Source organism: Phenylobacterium zucineum HLK1 (assembly GCF_000017265.1).
Taxonomy (GTDB): Bacteria; Pseudomonadota; Alphaproteobacteria; order Caulobacterales; family Caulobacteraceae; genus Phenylobacterium; species Phenylobacterium zucineum.
The window spans coordinates 2,346,181-2,371,482 of the sequence record NC_011144.1 but is presented as its reverse complement, the minus strand read 5'-3'; the positions used below and the strand labels follow the sequence as shown (position 1 = coordinate 2,371,482).

General features: G+C 71.7%; 22 protein-coding genes. 11 read left to right on the top strand and 11 right to left on the bottom strand.

The window, feature by feature from the left end; genetic code table 11:
• Window positions 1-156 precede the first annotated feature (156 nt).
• Entirely contained in the window at window positions 157-1,707 is a 1,551-nt protein-coding gene (locus PHZ_RS11590; RefSeq protein ID WP_012522663.1) for a N,N-dimethylformamidase beta subunit family domain-containing protein, read from the top strand.
• A gap of 48 nt (window positions 1,708-1,755) precedes the next feature.
• Here the strand turns inward: PHZ_RS11590 and PHZ_RS11585 are convergent, their stop codons facing one another.
• Window positions 1,756-3,033, bottom strand: coding sequence for an aminotransferase class III-fold pyridoxal phosphate-dependent enzyme (locus tag PHZ_RS11585; protein WP_012522662.1), 1,278 nt, complete (start codon window positions 3,031-3,033; stop codon window positions 1,756-1,758).
• A gap of 84 nt (window positions 3,034-3,117) precedes the next feature.
• Between PHZ_RS11585 and PHZ_RS11580 the strand changes: the two genes are divergently transcribed.
• From PHZ_RS11580 to PHZ_RS11570, 3 genes are read left to right on the top strand one after another with little or no spacing between them, the layout of a single operon-like run.
• Window positions 3,118-4,065 carry a carbohydrate kinase family protein gene (locus tag PHZ_RS11580; protein WP_012522661.1) on the top strand — a complete coding sequence of 316 codons (948 nt, stop codon included), beginning with the start codon at window positions 3,118-3,120 and terminating at the stop codon, window positions 4,063-4,065.
• Complete coding sequence (locus tag PHZ_RS11575; protein WP_012522660.1) at window positions 4,062-4,712, top strand: class II aldolase/adducin family protein; 651 nt, start codon at window positions 4,062-4,064, stop codon at window positions 4,710-4,712. Before PHZ_RS11580 ends, PHZ_RS11575 begins: the two co-directional genes overlap by 4 nt.
• Window positions 4,709-5,872, top strand: a complete 1,164-nt coding sequence (locus PHZ_RS11570) for an MFS transporter (protein ID WP_148216846.1) — start codon at window positions 4,709-4,711, stop codon at window positions 5,870-5,872. Before PHZ_RS11575 ends, PHZ_RS11570 begins: the two co-directional genes overlap by 4 nt.
• Here PHZ_RS11570 and PHZ_RS11565 read toward each other — a convergent pair.
• The 4 genes from PHZ_RS11565 to PHZ_RS23605 form a co-directional block, all read right to left on the bottom strand.
• Window positions 5,869-6,546 (bottom strand): TetR/AcrR family transcriptional regulator, encoded by a 678-nt coding sequence (locus PHZ_RS11565; RefSeq protein ID WP_012522658.1) that lies wholly within the window; start codon window positions 6,544-6,546, stop codon window positions 5,869-5,871. The genes PHZ_RS11570 and PHZ_RS11565 overlap by 4 nt on opposite strands.
• Window positions 6,547-6,943: 397 nt before the next feature.
• Complete coding sequence (locus tag PHZ_RS22730; protein WP_148216845.1) at window positions 6,944-7,234, bottom strand: hypothetical protein; 291 nt, start codon at window positions 7,232-7,234, stop codon at window positions 6,944-6,946.
• Window positions 7,231-8,223, bottom strand: a complete 993-nt coding sequence (locus tag PHZ_RS11560; RefSeq protein WP_012522657.1) for a GSU2403 family nucleotidyltransferase fold protein — start codon at window positions 8,221-8,223, stop codon at window positions 7,231-7,233. The genes PHZ_RS22730 and PHZ_RS11560 overlap by 4 nt, the downstream gene beginning before the upstream one ends.
• Before the next feature lie 170 nt (window positions 8,224-8,393).
• Window positions 8,394-10,448, bottom strand: coding sequence for a hypothetical protein (locus PHZ_RS23605; RefSeq protein WP_236611821.1), 2,055 nt, complete (start codon window positions 10,446-10,448; stop codon window positions 8,394-8,396).
• Window positions 10,449-10,693: 245 nt separating this feature from the next.
• Here PHZ_RS23605 and PHZ_RS11550 point away from each other — a divergent pair, with 245 nt between their 5' ends.
• Complete coding sequence (locus PHZ_RS11550; protein ID WP_012522655.1) at window positions 10,694-10,948, top strand: polysaccharide biosynthesis/export family protein; 255 nt, start codon at window positions 10,694-10,696, stop codon at window positions 10,946-10,948.
• A gap of 67 nt (window positions 10,949-11,015) precedes the next feature.
• Here PHZ_RS11550 and PHZ_RS11545 read toward each other — a convergent pair whose 3' ends face one another.
• The 3 genes from PHZ_RS11545 to PHZ_RS11535 all read right to left on the bottom strand — a co-directional run bounded on the left by PHZ_RS11545 (window position 11,016) and on the right by PHZ_RS11535 (window position 12,956).
• A complete protein-coding gene (locus PHZ_RS11545) occupies window positions 11,016-11,543 on the bottom strand; it encodes a hypothetical protein (protein ID WP_041373459.1) in 528 nt (175 codons plus the stop codon).
• A gap of 163 nt (window positions 11,544-11,706) precedes the next feature.
• On the bottom strand, window positions 11,707-12,243 hold the full coding sequence (locus tag PHZ_RS11540) for a hypothetical protein (protein WP_041373458.1): 537 nt from the start codon (window positions 12,241-12,243) through the stop codon (window positions 11,707-11,709).
• A 173-nt stretch (window positions 12,244-12,416) separates the two neighbouring features.
• The gene (locus tag PHZ_RS11535; protein WP_041373457.1) at window positions 12,417-12,956 is read right to left on the bottom strand and encodes a hypothetical protein; all 540 of its coding nucleotides are present in this window, start codon (window positions 12,954-12,956) and stop codon (window positions 12,417-12,419) included.
• Between the two features lie 140 nt (window positions 12,957-13,096).
• Here PHZ_RS11535 and PHZ_RS11530 point away from each other — a divergent pair, with 140 nt between their 5' ends.
• From PHZ_RS11530 to PHZ_RS11520, 3 genes are all read left to right on the top strand, one after another.
• Window positions 13,097-13,822 (top strand): response regulator, encoded by a 726-nt coding sequence (locus PHZ_RS11530; RefSeq protein WP_201765239.1) that lies wholly within the window; start codon window positions 13,097-13,099, stop codon window positions 13,820-13,822.
• Window positions 13,801-15,729 carry a sensor histidine kinase gene (locus tag PHZ_RS11525; protein ID WP_083770899.1) on the top strand — a complete coding sequence of 643 codons (1,929 nt, stop codon included), beginning with the start codon at window positions 13,801-13,803 and terminating at the stop codon, window positions 15,727-15,729. Before PHZ_RS11530 ends, PHZ_RS11525 begins: the two co-directional genes overlap by 22 nt.
• A gap of 142 nt (window positions 15,730-15,871) precedes the next feature.
• Window positions 15,872-17,218 carry a type II and III secretion system protein gene (locus PHZ_RS11520; RefSeq protein WP_236611820.1) on the top strand — a complete coding sequence of 449 codons (1,347 nt, stop codon included), beginning with the start codon at window positions 15,872-15,874 and terminating at the stop codon, window positions 17,216-17,218.
• A 21-nt stretch (window positions 17,219-17,239) separates the two neighbouring features.
• On the opposite strand, the gene PHZ_RS11515 is transcribed toward PHZ_RS11520, so the two are convergent.
• Window positions 17,240-18,523, bottom strand: coding sequence for a DUF418 domain-containing protein (locus tag PHZ_RS11515; protein WP_012522651.1), 1,284 nt, complete (start codon window positions 18,521-18,523; stop codon window positions 17,240-17,242).
• A gap of 150 nt (window positions 18,524-18,673) precedes the next feature.
• Here PHZ_RS11515 and PHZ_RS11510 point away from each other — a divergent pair, with 150 nt between their 5' ends.
• The 3 genes from PHZ_RS11510 to PHZ_RS11500 all read left to right on the top strand — a co-directional run bounded on the left by PHZ_RS11510 (window position 18,674) and on the right by PHZ_RS11500 (window position 23,103).
• Window positions 18,674-19,366, top strand: coding sequence for a TetR/AcrR family transcriptional regulator (locus PHZ_RS11510; protein ID WP_012522650.1), 693 nt, complete (start codon window positions 18,674-18,676; stop codon window positions 19,364-19,366).
• Between the two features lie 193 nt (window positions 19,367-19,559).
• A complete protein-coding gene (locus PHZ_RS11505; RefSeq protein WP_012522649.1) occupies window positions 19,560-21,773 on the top strand; it encodes a TonB-dependent receptor in 2,214 nt (737 codons plus the stop codon).
• A 55-nt stretch (window positions 21,774-21,828) separates the two neighbouring features.
• On the top strand, window positions 21,829-23,103 hold the full coding sequence (locus tag PHZ_RS11500; protein WP_012522648.1) for a spinster family MFS transporter: 1,275 nt from the start codon (window positions 21,829-21,831) through the stop codon (window positions 23,101-23,103).
• A 128-nt stretch (window positions 23,104-23,231) separates the two neighbouring features.
• Here the strand turns inward: PHZ_RS11500 and PHZ_RS11495 are convergent, their stop codons facing one another.
• Together PHZ_RS11495 and PHZ_RS11490 are read right to left on the bottom strand one after the other, a co-directional pair.
• On the bottom strand, window positions 23,232-24,779 hold the full coding sequence (locus PHZ_RS11495; protein ID WP_012522647.1) for a hypothetical protein: 1,548 nt from the start codon (window positions 24,777-24,779) through the stop codon (window positions 23,232-23,234).
• A gap of 1 nt (window position 24,780) precedes the next feature.
• Window positions 24,781-25,302 carry a protein-tyrosine phosphatase family protein gene (locus PHZ_RS11490; RefSeq protein ID WP_012522646.1) on the bottom strand — a complete coding sequence of 174 codons (522 nt, stop codon included), beginning with the start codon at window positions 25,300-25,302 and terminating at the stop codon, window positions 24,781-24,783.

The window sequence follows — 25,302 nt, the reverse complement described above, 5'->3', positions numbered from 1 at the left end:
GCCGACGACGGCCTTGGGGCCGGCCGCCGGTGGCGTGATTTGCGGCGCCCTGCCGTGGCGGTGACGCCCGGGCAGGCGCCGAAAGGTCGAGGCCGATTGAGGGACGGTCTCGGGCGACGGTGACAGCCAAGTTTCAGCGATGTGAGGGAGCCGACAATGCCAGCCTGCTACACCGACCGCCTCAGCGTCCGCCCCGGCGAGACGTTCACGCTGCACGCCAGCGCGGCGCGCAGCCCCTGCCGGCTGTCCGTCGCCCGGGTGGGCGCGGCCCGCGCCGAGGTGCTGCGGCTCGAGGGGATCGAGGTGGGCGACCATCCCGTCCCGCCGCACGCCGACCGCGACGGCTGCGGCTGGCCCGCCGCGCTGGAGGTCGAGGTCGGCCGGGACTGGGCGTCCGGCTACTACGACATCGTGCTGACCGACGCCGACGGCGAGGACGCCCACCACTTCGTGTGCGTGAAGCCGCCCGTGGGCGAGCGGCGCGCCACCGCCCTGCTGGTGCTGGCGACCAACACCTACCAGTCCTACAACTACTGGGGCGGCGCGAACGCCTACGCCAACGTCGCCGGACTGATGAGCGGGGAGGTCCCGTTCGCCCAGGCGATGGACCAGGCGATCGGGGTGCTGTCGACGCAGCGGCCGTTTCCGCCCCTGATCGTTGCTCCGCCGGCCGATCCGCCCCGCCTGGTGAACCTGCGCAAGCGCGGCTTCCGCGAAAAGCCGTGGGCCTCGGATCCCGCGTGGATGGCCGCCCATCGCGCTTCGCCCTACGACGGGTCGGCCGGCTTCCTCCACAAGTGGGAGCACGTCTTCGTCGCCTGGGCCGAGGCGGAGGGCTACACGCTGGACTACGCCACCGACTACGATCTGGAGGCCGAGCCCGACCTGCTGTCCGGCTACGCGGCGGTCCTGTTCGTCGGTCACAGCGAGTACTGGTCGGCCGGCCAGCGCGAGCAGGTCGAGCGGTTCGTGGACGCCGGCGGCTACGCCGCGATCTTCTCCGGCAACACCTGCTTCTGGAAGGTCCGGTGGGAGGACGGCGGGAAGACCTACGTCTGCCACAAGTGGAAGGGCTTCGAGGCCGAAGACGCGCCTCCGGCCGAGGCCACGCACCTGTGGTCGCATCCCGCCTTCGGAAAGCCCGAGGCTGAGATCACCGGCCTCAGCTTCGTGTTCGCCGGCTACCACCGGCTCGGCATGTGCGTATCCCGCGGACAGGGCGGCTTCACCGTCTACGACGACCGGCACTGGGCGCTGGAAGGCACGGACCTCTTCTACGGGGATCTGCTGGGCGCGGACCTGCCGCTGATCGGCTACGAGAGCGACGGCTGCCGGTTCGAGTTCGGCGACGACGGCCTTCCGCGGGCGATCCCCGCCCTGGGCGTGCCCGCGAACCTGGAGATCATCGGCGTCGCGCCCTGCGCCTTCGGCGAGGAGGCGGGCCGCGGCTACAATCCGATCATTCCCCCCGAGAAGCTGGACGTGATCGCCGACGTCATGTTCGGCGATACGAGCGCGAAGGCCCAGCAGAAGGTGCTGCGCGGGCACGCGGTGCTGGCCAGCTTCAGGCGCGGCAAGGGCGAGGTGTTCAACAGCGGCACGACCGAATGGGCCCACGGCCTCGGCGCCCGCGACCCCTTCGTGGAGGGCGTCACCCACAACGTGCTGCGCCGGTTCGGGGTGAGCCGGCCCGGACGGCCGGCGTGAGCGGCGAGGACGGCCGCAGGAGGGGCGCGCAAGCCCCTCCCGCCGGACCTAGTGGTCGAGCATCTGGTTCATGAAGCCCAGCTTGGCGGGCGCCTCCAGCGGACCGGCGGCCTTCAGCAGCTTGAACGCCTCGTCCGCCGCCTCGACGGCGAAGTCGATGTCGGCCTCGGTCATGGCCGCGCAGATGAACATGTTGTGCCAGGGGTGGAAGTAGACCCCGCGCTTCATCAGCGCCTGGGTCCAGAAATAGCCCTTCGCGAGCGTCGGATCGTCGTCCACCATGATCAGCGGCAGCTCGGCCGGGCCGGTCTGACGGAGCGCCAGTCCATGTCGGGCGGCGCTCTCGTCCAGCCCCTCGCGCAGGCGCCGGCCGAGCGCCTGCGTGCGCTCCAGGTAGTCGGTGTCGCGGATGCGGGCCAGGGTCTTCAGCGCCGCCGCCATAGGCGCCGCCGAGAACCAGTACGAGCCGGTGGCGTAGATGGTCGCCGCCGCCATCCGGCAGATGTCCGCGCCCAGCAGGGCCGAGATCGGGTGGCCGTTGGCGATCGCCTTGCCCCAGCTCGACAGGTCGGGCTTCACGCCCACCAGCGACCAGCTCGAGTCGCGCGCGAGGCGGAAGCCGGCCCGCACGTCGTCGACGATCAGCAGCGCGCCGCGCTCGTCGCACAGCTCGCGGGCCCGGCGGGCGTACGCCGGATCGGGCAGCTCCTGGTCGACGAAGGTGTCGTGCTTGATCGGCGAGGCGAAGATCGCCGCCAGGTCGTCGCCGGCCTCGCGCACCGCCGCCTCGAGGCTCTCGACGTCGTTGTAGTCGTAGAACACCTGGTTCGCCCGGTCGCCGGGCGCGACCCCCTTCTTCAGCGGGGTGCACCAGGGCGCGGCACCGTGGTAGGCGCCCCGCGCCAGCACGACGGTGTTCCGGCCGGTGTGGTTCCGCGCGATCATCAGCGCCATGGTGGTGGCGTCGGTGCCGTTCTTGCAGAACATGGCCCAGTCGGCGTGAGCGATGAGGCCGACCATCGCCTCGGCCAGCTCGACCATGACCTCGCCCGGCCCGGTCATGGTGTCGCCCTCGCGCAGCTGGGCGATGTAGGCGTCGTCGATCTCGGGGTCGCCGTAGCCGAACAGGTTCGGCCCGTAGCCGCAGAGGAAATCGAGATAGCGGTTGCCGTCGACGTCCCAGAGATGGACGCCTTTCGCCCGGCGGAAGAACTGCGGATAGTCGTCCGGCAGCAGGAGCACGGACTGGTGCCCGTACATGCCCATCGGGATCACCGCCTGGGCCCGTTCGACGAGGTCCGTGTTCTTGCTGTTCGTCCAGGACATCGGTCAGCCCCCAGGCAGAAAGATAGTTTTGACTAGCTTATCGCCGCGTGGGTACAAATCAACCGGAGTTCATCAGGGGGGATCATGGGTCACGGGCTTCTCGCGATCGGGCTGACCACGCTGGACATGGTGGCCCGGCCGATCGACGCCTTGCCGACGGGCGAGGGCACGCGGCTGGTGGATGGCATCGCCGTCGCCCCGGCCGGCACGGCGGCGGGCGCCGCGATGGTCGCCGCCCGGCTGGGCGTCGCGACGCGGCTGGCCGGAAGCATCGGCGCCGACTTCATGGGGCGCGTGGTGCGCCTGGGCCTGGAAGAGCAGGGGATCGACACCGGCCTCCTGGCGGTCCTGGACCGCTATCCCACGTCGGCGACGGTCCTGACGATCGACTCCCAGGGCCGGCGCCCGAACTTCCATGCCCTGGGCGCGGGCTTGTTCGCGCCCACTGGAGAGGCGGTGATCGCCGCCGCCGGGCGGTGCCGTTTCCTGCACTATGCGGCGATCGGCGGGCCGGGCGCGGACGGGGGGCCCGGTCTCGCCGTCGTGGAGGCGGCCAAGGCCGCCGGGGCGATCGTGACCTGCGACCTGATCTCGCCCCAGCCGACGGCGCTGGCCGAACTGGAGCGCCTGCTGCCGCACGTCGACTACTTCATGCCCAGCGTCAGCGAGGCCTTCGCATTGTCGGGGGCCGAGCGCCTGGACGCGGCGGCGGAGTTCTTCCTTGCGCTCGGCGCGGGCGCGGTGCTGATCAAGAACGGCGGCGCGGGATCGTACGTCGCGCTCGGCGCCGAGCGGACGATGCTGCCGGCTTATGACATCACCCCGCTGGACACCACCAGCTGCGGCGACTCCTACTGCGCGGGGTTCATCGCCGCGCTCGACCGAGGAATGGCGCCCCTCGAGGCGGCGCGTTTCGCGACCGCGGTCGCGGCCCTGGTGGCCCAGGGCTTGGCGACGCTCGGCCGCCTGGAGAGCTACGCGGGGGTGCTGGAGGCGATGAAGACCATGACCCTGAAGGACGCCGCCGGATGACCGCGCCCGACGAGGAGAAGCTCCGGGTCCGGATCGTCGAGGTGATGCGGGCGATGGACGCCCGCGGTCTCAACCGCGGCACCTCGGGCAATGTCTCGGCCCGCTGCGGCGACGGCATGCTGGTGACCCCGAGCGGGGTTCCACCCGAGCGGCTGACGCCGGAAACGATCGTGCGGGTCGGCGCCGACGGCGCCGTGGCCGAGGGACAGCTGAAGCCGTCGAGCGAATGGCGGATGCACCTGCAGATCCTGCGACGGCGCCCGGACGCGGGGGCGGTGGTCCACTGCCACTCGCGCCACGCGACGATCCTGGCCTGCGCCGGGCGGCCGATCCCGGCGGTGCACTACATGGTCGGCGTCAGCGGCGGCGCGAGCGTGCCCGTGGCGCCCTACGCGACCTTCGGCTCGGAAGCCCTCGCCGACGCGGTGGTCGAGGCGCTCGACGGGCGCAACGCCGCCCTGATGGCCAACCACGGACAGATCGCCGTGGCGCCGAGCCTGGGTCATGCGTTGCTCATCGCCGAGGAGATCGAGGAACAGGCGGCGGTCTACTGGGGCTGCCTCGCCATCGGCGGGCCCAAGCTGCTTTCCGAGGCCCAGATGGAAGAGATCATGGTCCAGTTCCGCGCCTACGGGCAGAAGGCGTGAGCGTGACGGCCGAGCCGCTGCGCACCCCGCAGCCGCTGAGCCTTCCCGTCCTCTACATCGGCGTGGTCGCCCTGCTGATCGCGGGCCTGCAGCCGGTGGTGCTGGGCGGGCTGATGGAGGCGGGCCGCCTCTCCGTCGCCGGGATCGGGGTGGCCGCCACCGTCGAGCTGCTGGCGCTGGGCCTGGCCTGCGGGGCGTCGGCCGCGCTCCTGCGCCCGACGGGGCTGCGGGCCAAGCTGGCGGTCGCGGCCCTGGCCCACGCCCTGTGCAACCTGGCGACGCTGTGGATGGCGGACGGCGCGCTGATCGGCCTGCGCGCCGCCACCGGCGTCTTCGCGGGGGTGATGCTCTGGTCCACCGTCGGGATGATCGCGCGCTCGGCGCGGCCCGAACGGCAGGCCGGGGTCTTCGTCACCGTCCAGACCCTCGCGCAGATGGTGCTGGCGGCGCTGCTGCCCCGGACCGCGATGGCGGCCTGGGGCGTCGACGGCGCGCTCGTGGTCCTGGCGGTGATCTCCGCGACGGCGGCCGGCGCGGCCCTGGCGGCGCCCCGGGGATACGCCCCGCTGCCGCACCGTGCGGAAGGCGGCGGCGGCCTGTCGCCGCTGGCCTGGGCGGGGCTGGCCGCGGTCTTCCTCTACATGGCCTTCATCGTCGCCATCTGGGTGTACCTCGAGCCCCTGGCCGCCGCGGCGGGCCTGCCGCCCGCCCAGGCGCACGACGCCGTCGCCGCGGCGCTCGCCATGCAGGTGCTCGGCGGGCTGGTGGCCACCGTCGCCGGCGGCCGCCTCCGGCCCGGTCCGGTGCTGATCGGCGCCGGGTTGATCAACCTCGGCCTCGTCGCCGCGCTGTCCTCGCACCCCTCCGGGGCGGCGTTCATGGGCCTGGTGGCGGTGTTCGGCTTCCTCTGGCTGTTCGTGCTGCCGTTCCACACCGTGCTGCTGATCGCCATCGACCCGTCGCGCCGCGCCGCCATGCAGCTGGGCGCCGCCCAGCTGCTGGGCAGCAGCGCCGGACCGCTGGCGGCCTCGCTTCTCGTCGGCGACAGCGACGCGGCGGGCGCGATGAAGCTGGCGGGGGCCTGCCTGGTCCTGGCGCTGACCCTGATCGTCGGCGTCGTCGCGGTGACGGCCCGCCGTCGCGCGGCCGTGGCGCTCTAGCGGGCGGCGGCGTAGCGGTCGGACAGCCGCTGGTAGTGCAGGACCACCATCCAGCAGACGTCCTCATTGATCCGCGCCTCGTCCTCGGCGGGATCCTCGAGCACCATCTCGGTCGCCGCGTACATCATCTCGGTGGTGAGCCGGGCGGCGCGGAACAGTTCGGCCTCGGGCACGTGCGGATAGATGGCCGTCAGCTGGGCGCTGATGTGGGCGGCGACCTTGTCGCGGGACTCGATGCGGATGTCGCGGAGCAGGGGCACCGCGCGCAGGGCGCGCATGATCCAGACGCCGCCGGGGCTGCGGCGGGTGATCTCGTTCACCTCCTGCTGCATCCGGGCGTTCTTCTCGACGTTTTCCTGCAGGCTCGCCGCCTGCAGGCCGCCCGCCTGCACCCAGGCGAATACGGCCTCGTCCTGCGCCTCCATCAGACGCCGCGCCAGCGCGCTGAGGATCGCGTACTTGTTCGGGAAGTACCGGTAGAGGGCCGGCGGAGTCATCCCCGCACGCTCGCAGACCAGGTTCGTCGACAGCCGCTCGAACCCCACCTCGCCGAGCAGCTCCCCGGCGGTCGTCAGAACCGCCTCGTAGGTGTTGCGGGCCCGACTTTGGGAGGGGATGGCGCGGGCGTCGAGTTCAACCGGGGCCGTCTCCGCGGTCGTGGCGCGCTTGGGCATCTCACCTCGTCGGAAAGTCACAGGCGCCGGGCGCCAGGGCGCGCCAAGCTAGCCCATTGATCCTAGGAGGTCATCCTCGGCGCTGCTCGCGACGGCCTTGGATCGCGCCCAGGCGCGTCAGGCGCGGAGGGGCTCATCGGCGGTGTTCAGACGATGGAGACGCGCGGCGATCGCGCGGGCGATGGATCCGTGAACTGCGTCCGGGAAGTCCTTCGGCATCGAGTGCGCACCTCGTCGGCGGCCCGGGGCGCGGCCGCGCGCTCCTCATAGATGTGCTTGCGGGTGATGTCGGGCGAGGCCGGCCGCTCGGGGCGCTCTCGACGAAGTGGCGGTCTCCGACGCCGTAGTTCGGCCTGGCGCCCCCCGGGCCGGGCCGCCCCGCGGCCGCGGGTGCGGCTCAGAACGTCATCCGCGCCCCGAGCTGGAAGACCGGACCGGCCGTCTCGCGCTCGAGCTCGTACTCGTCGAAATCACGGGCGACCTGATTGTCGATGGTGTCGAACTTGTTGAAGGTCTTGTTAGAGGAAAGCGCACTGCGCAATCGTGCCAGGACCTCCGCGCGGCGCGCCTGATCGAGATCGGCGCAGGCCAGGTCCCGGGGGCAGGCCGTCTGCCGGGGATCTGCGGGCGGAGCTCCGGCGATTATAGCCGGCGAGGTCAGCCGCGATGACGATTTAACGGCGTTCACCCTTCGAGGAGGTGGACGAGGCCAAGCTCCTTCAGCGATCGCATGAGGGGCGCGCGCCATCCACTCTCCCCCCGTCCGGCGGCGTCCTGGATGGCGTCTTCGAGGGCGAAGGGATCCTGCGTCTGCAGGGCCTCGATGAGGGCGCGCGCCTGGGCGAGATCCTTCGCGCGCTTCAGGCGGCCGGCGCCGTCCCGTTTTTGGGCGAGGATCAGCTTGTGGGTCGCGAAGCGGGCCGGGTGCGGCACGGTCACCGCCGCCCCGGCTCCCCAGAGCGAGACCGTGCGCACAGGCGTCTCGATCAGCCATGCCAGGTGCTGGAGAGGGGCCGCGCCGGCGTCCAGCCCCTGGAGCGGCACGGGGTTGGAGTCGTTCCGCGTGCGGGTGGGGGTGACGAGGTCGACGAGGTACCCTTGGGCGTTGCGGTATCGTGACGGCGGCGCCTTCGGCGTCAGTTGCGGCACGCCCTCGAAGGAGGGATCCGCCCGCTTGAGGATGGTCTCGAGCGGTTCGGGCGGTTCCGCTGCAAGGGCGACGCTGGCCGCTGCAAGGTCTAGGTCCGCGGTCATCAAGGTCGCGGACGGCAGGCGTGCGCCGACAAGCGGCTCGCTGAGGAGATAGGCGGCGGTGCCCACCAGAACGGCTCCGGCCCGGAACAGGCCCGCCTGGGCCAGGGCGTCGAGCACGGCCCCGGTGGTGCGATCCGGCGCCGAGAGCCGTTCACGTCGCAGCATCCCCACGAGCCGCCGGCGTTGGGCGGCCAGCCGGGCGCCCTGCTGGAAGGCGGCGGCGCGGGCTTCCGCCTCCGGGTCGCCGCTCCTGCCGACGAAGCGGTCGATGCGCGTCGCCCCTACGGGAACCTTGGCGTAGATGTATTCGCCGCCGGCGAGCGTCCGGCGGTAGACCGAACCGGCCTGCGGCGCGGTTTCCGTCTGCTGCAGCAGCTCGGCGAACAAGGTCTGCAGGGCCGGTGAAAGGGTGTCGAGGGACATACAGACAGGTCCTTGTATCGTGTCTGTATACATCCAATTACAGACACCATCGAGAGGTTTGTCTGTAAGGCGCGGGGCCTGCCGACCCAGCGCCCGACCGCCAGGGCGCCGAGCCGTCGACCTTTGTGGCGGGAGGCGCGCCAGCTGCGGGACGTATGCGGTGGATACGGTCAGTCTTCATCGCTCCAGGCGGCGTTCAGCACCCGCCCGGCCAGCTCCGCCTTGTCCTGAGGGAGGAACCGGCCGTAGTGGCGGGCCACGGTCTCGGGCGTGTCCTGGATCGCATAGCTCGCAAGCTCGAAGGAGCCGGTGTGCTTCAGCACATGGGCGGCGAGCACGTCGCGCACGCTGTGCGGCCCGTGCGGCAGGAGGCCCGCGATCGCGCCGCGGCCCGTCCAGGGGTTGAAGACCCCGTGCCGCTGGATGATCCATCGCCAGGCCTGGTAGAAGGCCGTGCCGTCGTAGGCCGCCGCGCCGTTCGGCGACTTCATCGTCTTGACGAAGAACGTCCCGGGATCGTCAGCGCCGCGCAGCAGGCGCGGCCGCGCCTCGGCCAGATAGGCCTCGATCTCGTCGTAGAGGCCGGCCACGTCCGGCAGGACCAGGCGATACGGCCGGCCGCTGAAGAACGAGGAGCGGGCGTTCTTGAAGGCCAGGCACGGCGCGAACACCTCCCAGCCGCCCGCCCTCTCGCTCCAGCGCAGCTCCCCGCGCCGCAGCTCCGCAAGCTCCCGTTCCGATCGCGGCCGGGCGCCGCGCCGGCAGACCAGCAGCTCGCGCAGGTTCCGCTGCCGGAAGCCCAGGTGCAGGCCCAGCCGGATCATCAGCACGGCCCGGCTGGCCTCGGCCGCGGCCAGGGGATAGCGGCGGGGACAGGGCCGCCGGCGCGCCACCTCTTCGGCGATCTTGCGGTATTCGCCGAGCGGGCTCTGGGCCTCCAGGACGGGCGCGATCGGCTCGAAGGGATCGTTGTGGACGCGCCGCAGGCGGTCGATCTCGCGGCGCCGGACGCCGGCATGGCGATGGAAGTCGGCGCAGGCCCGCGCCCAGTCCGCCTGCGCCCGGGCGATGTCGGAGGCTTCGATCAGGCCGGGGAGGGGGGAAAGTCGCTGCGCCAGCTGCGGCGACTGGGTGAGCCAGCCGGTCTGGGCGGCCGTGAGACTGCGGGCGAAGGCCAGCATGTCGTACTCCCAGGCGGTGAAGAAGCCGCGACGCGCCTCGCGCCAGGCCAGGTGCCAGTCCCAGAGCCGCGGGAAGACCAGCATGGCCAGGGTGAAGGCCTCGGCCGGGGCGCCGTAGCCGCGCGCCGGCCCCTCGGGGGCGGCCGCCAGGGCGCCGAAGAAGAGGCCCAGATGGGTCGCCTTCTGGCCGGCGGTCGCCGCCGACCAGACCCCCTCGCGCGCGAGGCCCACCGGGGCGAAGCGGGCGGTCTTGAAGGCCACCAGCGCCTCGACCTCGGCGGTAAGGCCAGGCGGGGCGAGGCGGGCGGCCTCGCCGACCGGCTGGAGCCCGGGGAACCGCAGGCCGTAGCGGGCGCGCACGGCGAAGGCCTGGTAGCGGCGGTAGTCGGTGGCGCCGCGCATGATCACCCGGTGCACCCAGGCCAGGATCTCCTCCTGCTCGGTGGCGGGGCGGCGGTCGAAATCCTCGGGCAGGTGCCAGGCGAGGTGCCGGCGCTCGCTTTCGGGGACGGCCTCCAGCCTCTGGCCGGCGACGGCGCGGCCCGGATGGGGCAGCCTGGCGCGGAAATGGCCGGCCGCCAGGCCCCAGCGGGTCTCCAGGCGGGCGAGGACGGCCAGGCTGTCGCGGTGGCGCGGCGCCTTGGTCCCTCGCAGCCAGGCCTTCAGCGTGCCTCGGGCCGTGGGGTGGCCCTTGGCGCGCAGCCAGCGGGTCAGGCCGTGCACGGTGTCGCCGTGTCGGCGCATCTGCCGGGCCAGGGACAGGTGGAAGGCCGCCGGCTCGGGCGTGGGGTCGTGGGCGGCGGGGGGCAGGTCCTCGATGGGCCCGCAGGGGCGTCCCCGTGGGGGGCGGGGCGGGCGGAGCCTCGGCGGCTTGCGCAGTTCGCGGCGGAGCGCCTGCAGGCCGGGGAGCAGGCCGTCGCGGGCCCGCTGCAGGCTCTCGAGCGGGATGGCCGTGGCCGCGGCGATGGCGCGCCAGTCGAAGCCGCGGCCGCGCGGCGGCGGGGCGCGTCCCTCGCGGACCAGCTGCTGGAGGTAGTCGCTCAAGGCGCGCGCTTCCGGCGGCGAGAGGAGCGCGCTCGCGCGTCGGTGCGCGAAGTCGGCCATGCGCCGCCCGAGCGCGGGGTCGCGCCATCTCTCGTCCATGTCCGCCCTTCCCGGCCTTCAAGGTAGAGACGCGGATCGGGGCCAAAACCCCTCGGCCGGCGCCCGGAAATTCGCCCGCCAAACCGGCCCGGCGGCGGCCGCCGGCTCGGCTATTCGGCCGGTAAGTCGCGGAATCTACTTGAGAAGTGGGAGATTGTGGCTCTGGAGGTCCTCCGTTCGATCCGGACGGCGAGGTCAACAAGCCGGGCGAGTACCCCTACACCAACGGGCTGACGGTGCTGAACGCCGTCGCCACCGCCGAGGGCTTCACCTACCGGGCCAACAAGAACAAGGTGTTCATCAAGCGCGCCGATGGGGACGAGGAGGAATCCTTCCCCCTGACCAGCACCACCCAGGTCGCGCCCGGCGACACCATCCGCATCGGCGAACGGTTCTTCTAGGCGCGCGCCGCTTGGCGCTCGCGCCGGAGAGCCTCGCCCGCCCCGCGGGGGCGGGCGAGGCGTGGGGCTACTTGTTCTCGACGCAGGCGCCGGAGAGCACGTACTCCGAGCCCTGGAGCGTGTAGAGCCCCATGAGGTGGTTCTGCTTCGAGGTGGTCGTCGCGGCGCCGGCGGCGATGTACAGCGCCGGGTTCGAGTCCGACTTCCGAAGGGTCAGGCTGGACGCCTTCTTGTGGTTGCTGGTGTCGCAGTAGGCGCCGCCCCAGATCTGCTTCTTGTTGTCGTCGTAGACGCCGTTCAGGCATTCGCTCGACTTGCGTGGGCGGACCTGGACGTTCACCGACTTGCTCGTCGTCCGCTCGGCGCCGAACTTGATGTTGACGAAGCCGTTGTAGTCGCTGGTCGACACGCTGTCGGGAACGCCCTTGAACGTGTCCTTGACCTTGAACTTGTAGGTCGTGCCGCCCGACTTGACCTCCTTGCCGTCGATCATCGGCGCGAAGTCCTTGTTGACGTTGCAGTGCATGTCCTTGGCCAGGGCGGGCGTGCCGATCATGAGGGCCGCGGCGGCCGCGGCGGTGAAGATGATGCGCATGTCGTACCTCGGTGTGTGCGTTCCCCCCGGATCGGGGTGGGCGAGGAAATGCGCCGCTCGGCCGATTGCGGGTATCCCATGACCATGGTCCCCCGTTCATGGGATGGCGGGGGCGGCGCGCCGGGGGCAGCCTTGGCCGCCCCGGCGTCCGGGCCTTGCGCGGCTACCTGTTCTCCACGCAGGCGCCGCTCAGGTGGTAGCCATCGTCCTGCTTCACATACAGGGTGGCGAAATGGCTGACCTTCGTGGTGGTGCGGGCGGCGCCGACGCCCCAGAAGATCGGCTCCCCGATCGGAACCAGCCAAACCGCTTCGGCCTTCTTGTGCTGCTTGGTGTTGCAGTGCGCGCCCTCCCAGAGCGGAACGACCTGGTCGGGGTGGATCGCTTCGATGCGGTTGAGGCACTCGTCCCCACGGCGTGGCCGGACGCGCGCGTTGATGTTGGGGTCGTGCAGCGGTGACTTCTCCGTTCCGAACTTGACGTTGACGAACCGGTTGTAGTCCCGGGTGGACACGCCGTCGGGCGTCCCCTTGAACTTGTCCTTGACCTTCAGCCGGTAGGTCGTGCCGTGGTGCTTGACCACCTTGCCGTCGATCTGGCCGGCGATGTCCCGATCGACGTTGCAGTGCATCTCCTTGGCGGCAGCGGGCGCGGCGGCCAGGAGCGCGGCGGCGGCCGCGGCGGTGACGATGATGCGCATGTCGTACCTCGATGTGCGTCCCCCCGGATCGGGGTGGGATGAGGACATGCGCCGGGCCGCGGCCGGACTGTATCCCATGAAGATGGCGCCCCGATCATGGGACCGGGTCTGCGTCGGTGGGCTGATGCGCCTCCGCCGCAGACCCGCGCGCCGTCGAGGCGGCGTGAGGGGCGCTATTTGTTCTCGACGCAGACGCCCACGAGGACGAACCCGTCGTGAGTGTCATCCCAGAAGCTCGCGAAGTGGCTGATCTTCGTGGTCGTGAACGCCTTGCCCACGGCCACCCAGAGCCTGTCGGGCGTGGCGGTCGGCTCCATTCCAAGCTTCCCGGCGCGCTTGTGCTGCCGGGTGTCGCAGTAGGCGCCGGACCACATGTCGACGTCCCCGTACCGCCTGTCGCTTCCGGTGATCCTGTTGAGGCATTCGCCGCTGGTGCGCGGGCGGATCTGCACGTTGGTCCAGTAGTCCTTAGACAGTTCTTCCCCGAACTTGATGTGGACGAACTTGTTGTAGTCGTTGCTCGTCACCCGGTCCTTCTTCTTCGTGTACGTGTCCTTGACCTTGATGTTGTACTTCTCATTGATCAGCTTGAGCTCCTTGCCGTCGATCTGGTCGACGATGTCCTTGCGGACGTTGCAGTGCAGCTCCTTCGCCGTGGCGGGCGTGGTGACGAGCACGGCCGCGGCGGCCCCGGCCATGAATAGGATGCGCATGTCGTACCTCGATATCCTGCGGTCCCCCGGATCGGGGCGGCGAAGGACATGCGCCAGGCAGCGTCCCGCCAGTATCCCATGACCATGGTCCCATATTCATGGGGTGGCCCGAGCCCGCCGGCTGCGGCTAAGCTTGCGCCATGGCGGGGGACGAGGCAGTGGGCGCCGGGGCGGCCGGGGCCGGAATGGGCGTCGGCGCGGGGGCTGGAGGCGGCAGGACCCATCAGGTGCTCCTGGTGGAGGACGAGCGGGCGATCCGCGAGCGTCTGGCGGCGGCCCTGTCCGAGCCGGGCGACTGCGCGGTCTCGACCGCGGCGACCCTCGCCGAGGGGCGCAGGCTCCTGGAGGCGCGCGCCTTCGACCTGATCGTCGCCGACATTCGGCTGCCCGACGGCCTGGCCATCGACCTGCTGGCCGAGGCGCGGGAACGCTATCCGCAGGTGGAGATCCTGGTGATCTCGGTCCTCGGCGACGAGACCACCATCCTGGCGGCCATCGCGGCCGGCGCCTCGGGCTACATCCTGAAGGACGCGCTGCCCGAGGACGTCCATGCGACCGCGCTCGAGGTGCTGGCGGGAGGCTCGCCCATCTCCCCCTCGATCGCCCGGTTCATCGTCAAGCGCGCCCGCGCCGAAAGCGGCGCGCGTCCCGCCCCCGTGCAGGAGGCGCCCCACCTGACCCCGCGCGAGCTGGACATCCTCTGGGGCATCGCCAAGGGACTGACCTACAACGAGATCGCCGACCGGCTCGGCCTCTCGCGCCACACCGTTCCCAGCCACATCAAGGCCATCTATCGCAAGCTCCAGGTCGCGACCCGAGGCGAGGCGGTCTACGAGGCGGTCCAGTGCGGCCTGATCCGGATCTGAGCGGCGGGTCCGCCTCGACGGCGGCATGGCGCCAGGCGATCGCCCTCGGCTGGATGATCGCGGTCCTGGCGCTGCTGGGCGTGGCGAGCATGCTGACCGCCTCGCGCGAGCCCGACTACAGCCTTGCGGTCCAGACCGTGGAGTGCCGGCGCGTTGTCCCCGACGCGTTCGAAGGCCAGGCCAAGATCTTTCATCTGCCGTTCGCGACGCGGTCGAACCCGGGCGACCGCAGCCATCTGGAGTGCGATTTCGAGCTGCGGCTCACGAAGGACGAGGCGCGGGACGCGGCGCTCCTGATCCCCTCCTTCGCCGATGCGGTGGCGATCCAGGTGAACGGGCGGCGCATCGCCATGGCCGAGCTGTACATGATGCGCGACCTCAGGTTCGCGACCCTGCCGGCCTATGTGCCCAACCTGGCCGAGGTGCTGGAGCCGGGAGCGAACCAGTTCAAGATCATGGTCTCGGCGCGGCCGGGCCGGCCGATCGCCCTGGACCGCATCTTCATCGGCCCGAGGGACAAGCTGCGGCCGTTCTACCACGCCCGGTGGTTCGCGGCGGCGGTCGCGCCCACGGTGGCCGTCGGCGCCGAGATCGCCCTGGCCTGCATGTTCGGCCTGATCTGGGTGGCGCGGCCGCGGGAGACCGAGTTCGGCTGGCTCGCGGCCGCCATGATGCTGGCGGCCCTGCGCGGCTCGGTGCTGATTCCCGACTTCGGCCTGGGCGCGCTGGAGCGCCCGTTCTGGAACGTCCTGGTCGGCTGGGAGGCGGCCGCGACGCTGATGTTCTGCCGGGTCCTGAGCGGCCAGCGGCCGGGCCGCTGGAGCTGGCTGCTGGCCGTCCCCCCGCTGGCCTTCACCGCCATCTTCGTCGCCTGGCCGCCGCCCGAAGTCGTCTTCTGGGTCCTGCGGGCGGCGGTGGCGACGGTCGCCCTCTACTTCACGGCCTCGACCCTGATCCTGCTTCGCGCCGCCTTCCGCGGGGACCGCGACGCGCTGCTGGTCTCGCTGGGCCTCGTCATGGTGCTCGTGTTCCTGGCGCGGGACGTGATGATGGTGGCGACCGCCGATCCCTCGCGGGTCTTCCTGATGCGGGTGGCCTACACGGGCTTCCTGGCGACCGTCGCCACCCTGATGACCCTGCGCTTCATCCGGGCCATGCGGAAGGTGGACGAGACGGCGGACGTGCTGCGCGAGCGGGTGGCCGAGGTCGAGGCCCAGCTGCGCGAGACCTTCGAGGAGTTGCGCGCCCGCCGCGAGGCGGAGGCCGTGGAGCGCGAGCGCGCGCGCCTGATGCGCGACCTGCACGACGGGCTGGGCGGGGAGCTGGCTTCGATCCTGGCCCTGGCCGACAGCCCGGACCCGTCGCACCGCGAGATCGCCGGCCACGCCCGCGCCGCCCTGACCGACATGCGGCTGATCATCGGCTCGCTGGAGGACTACGGCGGGGATCTGTCGCTGGTGCTCGGCGCCTGGCGCGAGCGCGCCGAACCGCAGCTTCGCGCCTCGGGCCTGACGCTGGAGTGGCGCGTCGGCGACGTGCCGGCGCTGGAGACCCTGGGCCCGGCCCAGGCCCTCGACGTGCTGCGCATCGTCCAGGAGGCGGTCACCAACGTGGTCAAGCACGCCCGCGCCACGCGGGTGCGGGTCGAGGTCTTCGCCGACGAGGACGGCGTCGTCGTCGCCGTGCGCGACGACGGGCAGGAGCTCGCGGACGCGCCGTTCGAGGCGGAGGGAGCCGGGCGCGGCCTCGGCAACATGAAAGCCAGGGCCGAGCGCTTGGGAGCGAGCCTGACCGTCGGCCGGTCCGACGGCGAGACCAGCGTCGTCCTGCGGCTGCCGGCCGCCCCGGTGGGGCAGGGGGTGGGGCAGGGGGCGGGGCAGGGGACCGAGCGCGAAGCCGTCTCCTAGCCACGGCGGTCCCATAAACATGGGATGTCCCTCAGCCGTCCCGCTGACTATCGCGTCGGCTGGGCTGACACGGGGGACGGTGGTGGACGGATTTGCTCGCAACAGTGCGCGGGACCGACGGGCGGCCGCGTTCGCCGTCTCGTTGGCGGCGCTCGCCGCGACGATGGGCGGGTGCGCCGCCCCGGGCCTCGAACGGTCGATGGCGCTGGCCGGCGTCCCGGGCGAGCCGGCTGGCTTCGACGCCGCCCGGCGCGAGCCGCTGAACGCGCGCGCCCACCTGACCACGGGCCTTGCGCTGATGGAGCGGGCCGGCCGTACGCGCGCCGACGTCGAGCTCGCCAAGAGCGCCTTCGGCACAGCGGGCCGCCTGGCGCCCGACCTGTGGGAGCCGATGGCGGCGCTCGCGGCGGCGCACTACCGCCTGGGCGAATACCGGGAGGCCCTGGCGGCGCTGTCCGAAGCGGCCGAGCGGCGTGGCGGCCTCGGCGACCTGGCGCTGCCCTATGCGCTGGCGGCCTACCGCGCGCAGGAGCCCGAGCTCGCCCGGCTCGCCTTCCGGCAGGCCGAGGCGGCCGGCGGCGAGGCGCCGTTCCTTCGCCAGGCGTTCGCCGGGGGCGAGGCCTGGCGCCCGCAGCCGGCGCCGGCTGCGCGGCCGCCCGTCGCGGCCGACGAGGAACGCAACATCCTCATCGAGGCGTTCCTGATCCGCGACACGCGCAGCGCCAACTTCAACGAGGGCGTCAACCTGCTGGAGAGCCTGGCCCTGCAGTTCGAGGGGACCCTCGTCAACTACAGCTACGGCGGGGAGGATGAAGGGACAGACGGCCAGGTGACCGTCACCCTGCCGGCGGTGACCTATTCCCTGAACCTGGCCAGCCGCGACCTTTCGCGGGTCTCGCTCGAGGCGAGCCCCGTCGTGCTCGCGCGGCAGGGCAAGACGTCGAAGTTCCTGGAGGGGGGCTCGGTGCTGATCGTGCCGCTGTCCGACGACAGCGATCCGGTGGAGCGGGATGTCGGCATCTCGCTCGAGGTGACGCCCGAGCGGATCGGGGAGCACGACGTGGACCTGACGGTGGCGCTGGAGCTGTCGAACATCACCGGCCAGAGCGTCAACAACGCCGGCCGCGGCGCGAGCCTCCTGCAGACCGACAAGTCGCGGGTCGAGGCCTCCGCCCGTGTGCCCTTCGGCAAGGCGGTGGTCGTGGGCTCCACCGGCTCGCTGACCCGCCGCAAGACGCGCACCGGCTCGCTCACGGCGGCGCCGGTTCCGGGCCTCTCCACCAAGGGGCGAGGCGCCAGCCGCCGGGACGTGCTGGCGCTGATCTCGGTCCGCCGCGCCGAGGACGACAGCGGCCCGGCGTTCGACGCCGCCGCCGTGGCGGGGCGGCTGTTCGGAGAGGTTCTGCCGGCCCCGGCCGCCTACGGCGCGCGGCCGTCCGACACGCCGGATCCGGGGCTTGAGGCCCTCGTCGCCCGCGGCCGCAGGTGACGGCGTAGGCGGCCGGTCGACCTATCCCGCGGCCGCGGCGGCTCCCGCCGGCCTGCGGGTGAACGGCTGCAGCCGCCACTGCACCAGCGAGCGCCAGGCCCACTCGAACGGGCCGTAGTGGAAGCGCCGCAGCCACGGCGTGCTCCATCCCAGCATGAACGCCCACACCCCGGCGACCACGCCCAGGAGCTGGAAGCGCGACAGCTCGCCGAACAGGCCTAGGCCGTAGCCGCAGAACACCAGGCTCGTGAGGACCGAGCTCATCAGATAGTTGCTGAACGCCATCCGGCCGGCGTCGGCCAGCCGCCCGACCAGTCCGCGTGCGACGCCGGCCCGGACGACCAGCAGCAGCACGGCGGCGTGCGCCAGGCCGATGAACGGGCGGGTGAGCTGCTGCCACACCTGCATTTCGTGCAGCGTCAGGGGATCGAACCCGCTCTTCCAGATCAGCCACGCCAGCCAGGCCGTGACCGGGACGCAGACCAGGTAGCCGAAGGCGATCAGGGCGCCGTAGGCGCGGCCGCTCCAGCCCAGGGTGAAGAAGCCCAGCCGGAACAGGCCCATGCCGACGAACATCTGGCCCACGGCCTCGGGCAGCATCTCGGTCGGGAACAGGAAGGCGTAGAACAGCCCCAGCAGGTTCGCCCGCGCCTGGATCGCGTCGGCGAAGCTCCCCTGGAAGAGGGCGATCTCCGCGGCCTTCGCCTCGGGCGGGGGCGAGATCGTCATCGAGGTCTCGCGCCAGGCCTGGACGGTCTCGGCGGCGGCGCCGGGCGCAAGCGCGGCGGCCCGCAGGGCCTCGATCTGGCCCGACATCCAGACGTTCTTGGTCAGCAGGAGCAGGAGGATCGCCGCGCCCAGGGCGATCTGCATCCGCGCGGGCAGCTTGCGGAACGGGAAGATGAGCAGGCCCGCCACCGCGTACAGGGTCAGCACGTCGCCGTACCAGGCCAGGAAGGCGTGCGCCAAGCCGAACAGCAGCAGCCAGAACAGTCGGCGATAGTGGGTCTGGGCGGGGCCTAGGCCCCCCTCGCTGCGCGCTGCGCGCTCCGCGATCAGCACGGCGCTGGCCCCGAACAGCATGGTGAAGAGCGCCCGCATCTTGCCGTCGACGAGGACGTTGCTGGCCGCCCAGGTCCACAGGTCGGCGCCCTCGGCGCCGCCGGCGTAGGTGGGGTCCAGGTAGGCGAACGAGGGCAGGCCCATGCCGACGATGTTCATCAGCAGGATGCCCAGCACGGCGAAGCCGCGCACGGCGTCGATGGACTGGTGACGCTCGCCCGCGGGCGTCGTGGCGGCCGACATTCCTTGCTTCCCCCGTTGAGCGGGCGAGCATGTGCGCCCCGCGCGGCATGTCAACGTCGGCGAACCGCGTTACCCCTATGGACCTTGGCCAGGGGGCTTGACCGGCGGGTTTCTGCGACCTAGCGCCGGATGAGGCTTGGGCGGGAGCGGATGGCGCGGGCGGACGGAAAATCGGGCGCGGCGGCGCGGGGACGGCGGCCCAAGGGGCAGGGACCGGACCTGCGGGAGTCCATCCTGGACGCGGCCGAGGCCCTGTTCTCGCGCCACGGCTTCTACGGCGTGACCGTGCGCCAGGTGGCGTCCGAGGCCGGCGTCGACACGGCCCTGATCCACTACTACTTCGGCGCCAAGCGCGAGCTGTTCGACAGCGTCTTCGCCCGCCGCGCCGAGATCCTCAACACCGCGCGCCTCGAGGCCATGCGCGCCTACAAGGCGGCTAACGCCGGGCGGCTGGAGGTGGAGGGCGTCATCGAGGCCTTCATCGGCCCGCTCCTGGACCTGTCGATGACCAACGACGAGGGCTGGACGAACTACTTCCGCCTCGTGGCGCTGGTGAACAACACGCCCGCCTGGGGCGGCGAGACGATGCACCGGTTCTTCGATCCCGTGGTGCACAAGCTGATCGACACGCTGAAGCAGGCGCTGCCCGACGCCGAGATCCGCGACCTCTACTGGTGCTACCAGTTCCTCACGGGCTCGATGATGCTGGCGCTGTCCGAGACCGGCCGCATCGACCAGCTGTCGGACGGCCTGTGCCGCTCGACCGACCTGGAGGCGGTCCGCGCACGGCTCTACGCCTACTGCGCCGCGGGAATCAGCGAGGTCGTCCGCCGCAAGCCGTAGGCCGCAAGGCCGCCAAGCGGTGCTGTGACAAAAATTCATCACCTGATCAAAAAACGGTCAGGCGGTGTCCGCCGCCCTCTGGCGCGCCGCCCGCGGATCACTCAACACTGCGGCTAATTCGCCTATTGGTGAAATTGCCTGACGCCACCGGACCCAGAGGGGGATCGGCAACCGCGTCATCGGGAGGATGCAGATGAAAGCCTTTGTGAAGGCGGCCCTCTTCGCGGGCGCCGCCTGGTCCGCCGTTCCGGCTCTCGCCCAAGCCCAGGTCGCCGCGGAAGAGCCCGGCCTGGTCGAGGAGCTGGTGGTCACTGCGCGGCGCCGCGAAGAGAGCCTGAAGGACGTCCCGGTCGCCGTGACCGCGCTGTCGGGCGAGCGCCTGGCCGCGACCGGCGCCGTGGACCTGACCACGCTCCAGCAGTCGACGCCGAACACGACCGTGCAGGTCGCCCGCGGCTCGAACTCGACCCTGATCTCCTTCATCCGCGGCGTCGGCCAGCAGGATCCGCTGTGGGGCTTCGAGCCGGGCGTCGGCCTCTACATCGACGACGTCTACATCGCCCGTCCCCAGGGCGCGGTGCTCGACATCTTCGACATCGAGCGGGTGGAAGTGCTGCGCGGGCCGCAGGGCACGCTCTACGGCCGCAACACCATCGGCGGCGCCATCAAGTACGTCACCGCCAAGATCGAGGGCGAGCCCGAGCTGAAGCTGAAGGGCCAGGTCGGCTCGTACGACCAGCGCGACATCGTCGCCTCGGCCAAGGGCCGGGTGAACGATTACGTCGGCGTGGGCCTCACCTGGGCCAGCTTCAACCGTGACGGCTTCGGCAAGAACATCGTCACGGGCGCCGAGCACTACGACAAGGACGTGACCGCCGCCCGGGCCACCCTCGAGTTCACCCCGACCGAGGACCTGTTCTTCCGCCTGGCGGGCGACATCGTCACCGACCGCTCCAACCCCCGCCACGGCCACCGCGAGCTGCCGACGCTGAACGTCCTCGGCCAGCCCGTTCCGGGCGGCGAGGTGCTGGACGACGTCTATGACACCCGCGCCGGCTCGGGCGACCACAACTTCGTGGAAGCCCGCGGCGTCTCGTTCCTGGGCGAATGGAACGTCAACGACGTGATCACCCTGAAGTCGATCAGCGCCTACCGCGCCGGCGAAACCGAGGGCACCATCGACTTCGACGCCGAGCAGGCGCCGTACCTCGACATTCCGGCCCGCTACAACGACCACCAGTTCACCCAGGAACTGCAGCTGCTGTACTCGGGCGACCGGCTGCAGGGCGTGTTCGGCGTCTACTACCTGAACGCCACCGCCGCCGGCGCCTTCGACACGGTGCTGGGCCAGCTCAACACCACGACCGCCACGGCCGGTCACGTGGACACCGAAAGCTGGTCGGTGTTCGGCGACGTCAGCTACGACGTGACCGAGCAGCTGTCGCTGTCGGTCGGCGGCCGCTACACCCGCGACGAGAAGACCGGCCAGGTCTATCGCCAGAACTTCACCGGCCTGAAGAGCCCGCTGTTCGGCAACAATCTCGCCGTCCCGGGCCTGCTCCGGTCGAACTTCACCAGCTCCGACACCTACGAGAAGTTCACCCCGCGGGTGAGCGCCAGCTACGAGATCAGCCCGGACCTGACCGGCTACGTCTCGTACAGCCAGGGCTTCAAATCGGGCGGCTTCGACATGCGCGCCGACCAGATCCTGACGCCGGACTCGGCCGACGGCTACCAGCCGGAGAAGGTGCAGTCGTACGAGGGCGGCCTGAAGGGCTACTTCTTCGACCGTCGCCTGACGCTGAACACCGCGGTGTTCTACGCCAAGTACGAGGACCAGCAGGTCACCATCCAGACCCCCGTCGGCACGTCGATCGCCAGCCAGGTGCTGAACGTGGGCAAGTCGCACATGTACGGCCTGGAAGTGGAAGGCTCGGCGGTCCTCGCCGACAGCCTGACCGCCAACTTCTCGCTCGGCTACATCAAGGCCGAGTTCGACGAGTACCAGGCCTTCAACCCGGCCACCGGCCAGACCGAGGACTTCGCCGACAGCCGCGTGTTCCAGAACACGCCCGACTGGAACGGGTCGGTGAACCTCACCTACACCCACGACCTCGGCGACAACGGCTCGATCGCGTTCATTCCCTCGGCGTCCTACCGCTCGTCGTTCAACATGTTCGAGGTGCCTTCGATCCTCGACCAGGACGGCTATTGGCTGGTGGACGCCAGCGTGGTGTGGACCTCGGCCGACGACAAGTACCGCGTCGGCCTGCACGGCCGGAACCTGACCGACGAGGAGTACCGCATCGGCGGCTACAACTTCCCCGGCGGCCTGTTCGGCAACTCGGTGACGGCCTACTACGGCCCGCCGCGGACCGTGACGCTCTCGCTCGAAGCGAAGTTCTAGTATCGGCCAACGCCCGGCTCACCCGAGCCGGGCGTTTTCCTTCGCCGGAGTCTCCATGGCCCAGGACGCCCGCGCCGCCAGCGGCGGCTACCGGATCGTCGTGCTCGCGATCCTGATCCTCGCCTACACCTTCAACTTCCTCGACCGGCAGATCCTCGGGATCCTCGCCGGGCCCATCAAGCAGGAGCTGGGGCTCACCGACAGCCAGCTCGGGCTGATGGGGGGCCTGGCCTTCGCGCTGTTCTACACTGGGCTCGGCATTCCGATCGCCTGGCTGGCCGACCGCTGGAGCCGGACCTGGATCATGACCGGGGCGCTGGCGCTGTGGAGCGGATTCACCGCCCTGTGCGGCCTAGCCGGCGGCTTCTGGCAGCTGTTCCTGTGCCGCATGGGCGTTGGCGTGGGCGAGGCGGGCGGCGTCGCCCCGGCCTATTCGCTGATCGCCGACTACTTCCCGAAGGAGCAGCGGGCGAGGGCGCTCGCGGCCTATTCGTTCGGCATCCCGATCGGCTCGGCCCTCGGCATCCTGTTCGGCGGCCTGATCGCCCACGCCATCGACTGGCGGGCGGCCTTCATCGTGGTCGGCCTCGCCGGGGTCGCCCTGGCGCCGATCTTCCGCCTCGTGGTCAAGGAGCCGCCGCGGGGCGCCATGGAAGGGCCGGCGGCCCCCATCCCCGCCGGCGCCGCCCCACCGCGCGGCGGCATCGGCCGGCTGCTCGCCAAGCCCGCGTTCTGGCTCATCTCGCTGGGCGCGGCCGCCTCGTCGGTCTGCGGCTACGGCGTGGCCTTCTGGCTGCCGTCGTTCTTCGAGCGCAGCCTGGGCATGAACCTCGTGGACCGCTCGCTCTTCCTGGGCTCGATGACCCTCGTCGGCGGCGTCGCCGGGGTCTGGCTCGGAGGCTGGCTGGGCGACCGCCTGGGCCGGGCCCGCCCGGCCTTCTACCTGCTGGTGCCGGCGGCGGCCTTCCTCGTGGCGCTGCCCTGCTTCTTCCTGGCCATCCAGGCCCAGAACCTGTGGCTGGCCTTCGTCCTGTTCCTCATCCCCACCGGGCTCAACCTGGTCTGGCTGGGGCCGGTGATTACTGCGGTGCAGCATCTTGTCGCGCCCGCCGAACGCTCGACGGCCTCGGCCTGCTTCCTGTTCGTCAACAACCTGATCGGTCTGGGGCTGGGGACCTGGTTCTTCGGCGCTGTCTCGGATGCGCTCGCGCCGCATTTCGGTGCGGAATCGCTACGTTACGCGATCTATTCCGGTCTCGGCTTCTATCTGGTCAGCGCCGGGCTGTTCGTCCTGGCGGCGCGGCGGCTGCACCACGACTGGGTCGAGTAACGCATCATTTCACGTGGGGCTGAATTTGTGACTTGCGTGCAGTGCAGCAAAGAGGCATGAAGGTCTCGCCCTTTTGGGCGTTTCCTCCCTAATGACTTGGCCGCGCCCTCACCGGCGCGGCCTTTTTTTCACGCCGCGGCCCGGCTCGCACCGTCGAGCGCTGCGCGGTAGCGGGCGACCTCGGCCGTCTCGCCGGCGAAGGTCCACAGGCCCGCCTGGAAGGCCGGGTAGGCGAGGCGGTGGAAGGCCACGAGCCGCATGTCGGCCCCCGCGGCCTGCGCCAGCGCCCGGACCTCCGGCTCCGAAAGTCCCAGCTCGACCGCCGCGCCCGCGACGTCCCAGGCGATGTCCTGGCATCCGACGAGGTCGTGCGCGCAGGCGTGGTCCAGGGCGTCGGTCTTGAGGAGCCGGCCGCCCGCCGTCCTCAGCCACTCCCAGGCGTGCAGCCGAGCGTCCACCTGCACCGGCCGCGGCGTCACGGCCGGGACCTGCGCGCGGACGTCCAGCCCCAGCTCGCCAGCGTTCACGCGCACCATGTCGGCCAGCTCGTCCAGGGACGCCCCGGCGCCGCCCTCCAGCGAGGCGCGAAAGGCGAGATAGCCGGCCAGCTCGTCGGGGCGGGGGCGCGCCGGCGCCCCGTCCACCCAGCGCAGCAGCAGGAAGCCCCAGCGCAGGGCCGCCGCCTCCGGACCCCACCCGGCGGCGTGCAGGGCCCGGGCCCGCGCCAGCTTGGCCTCGCCCGCCGCGCCGAGCCCCGCGAACCGGACGAGCCAGTCGCCCGAGGCGGTGCGCAGCCTGAACTTCAGCCGCTCCTGCCGGGGGAAGGCGGGGAGGGGACGTCCCGCCCGCCAGGCGCCGCCGGAGAGGTCCTCCACGGCGTGAACGGGTCCGGTCACGTCCTCGAACCGCGTCGGCAGGGGACGCCGGGCCGCGAGCGCGGGGAAGTCCACGGCCGCCTTGCGCAGGCCGGCCCAGCGCGCCCGGTGGGCGGCGGAGGCCTCGGGCCCCGGATCGCCCGCGTGGCTGGGGAAGACGACGATCCGCTCGCGCCCGACGCCCAGGCCCTCCAGCAGGTCGAGGACCGCGCCGAAGGAGCTGCCCGAAAGCCCGGGGCCCTCGTCCACCACGGCGAAGGGGCCCGCGTGCGCCGCCAGCCGCGCCCGCAGGCCCGGCGCGATCCGCAGCTCGCGCCGGAACGGCGGGCCGACCGGACGCAGGCTGACCACCTCGGCGGCGCCTGCGCCCTCGGCCACCATGGCCGCGAGGCCCAGGCCGATGCTGCGCAGGCCGAGCACGAACGGCGGGGCGGCCCATCCCACCGCGCGCGCCGCTTCCAGGTAGGCCTCGGGGTAGACCGCGTAGAAGGCGTGACCCTCGGCGGTCTTCGCCTTGACGGTCTGCGGCAGGGCGAGCCCCGTCAGCGCGGCGACGGGCGGTGGCGGCGCGGGCCGCCCGTCCCAGGCGGCGGCGATCCGGGCCGCGCGGGCTCTCAGGTCGGCGACGGCGGCGGCGTGCAGGGGCGTGAGGTCGTCGCACCCGCGCGCCTCGAACTCGGCGTCCAGGAGGCCCTGGGCCAGCTCGGAGAGCGCGATGAAGTCGGCCGTGGGATCGCCCGCAGGAGCCGCAAGCGTCCGCGCCACGTCGACGGCCCGCACGTGGTCGCCGTAGACCAGCATCTCACGCCTGCTGGGCGAGGCGCCGGTAAGCGATGCAGCCGAACTCGTGATAGCTGGGGATGGCGGCCTGGGGCGCGCGCCGGCGCATCCAGGCGGTCCAGGCCTCGTATTGCGCCTGGCTGGGCGAAACGAGGGCCCGGGCGTCCTTGGCGACGGACAGCGCATCGAGCGGCTCGTAGCCCCGGTCGACCATCACGCAGAGCGCGACCGTGGCCGAGCGGCCGATGCCGTGCTGGCAGTGGACCAGCAGGCGCCGCCCCTCGGCCGCTACGGTCCGGGCGAACCGGACGCCGGCGTCCAGCATGGGCTGGCTCACACCGCAGAGGTCCACGGTCGGCAGGTGCAGGAAGCTGAGGCCGCAGGCGGCGAGCTCGTCCGGGTCGTCGCAGTCCTCGAGCCGCACGTCCACCACCGCGCCGACGCCGTGGTCCTTGGCCAGGATCGCCGCCGCGCCGCGCGGGAAGGCGCCGCCCACCGCGAGGTCATGGGTGATCCAGCTGAAGTTGGGCGAGAAGCCCTGCAT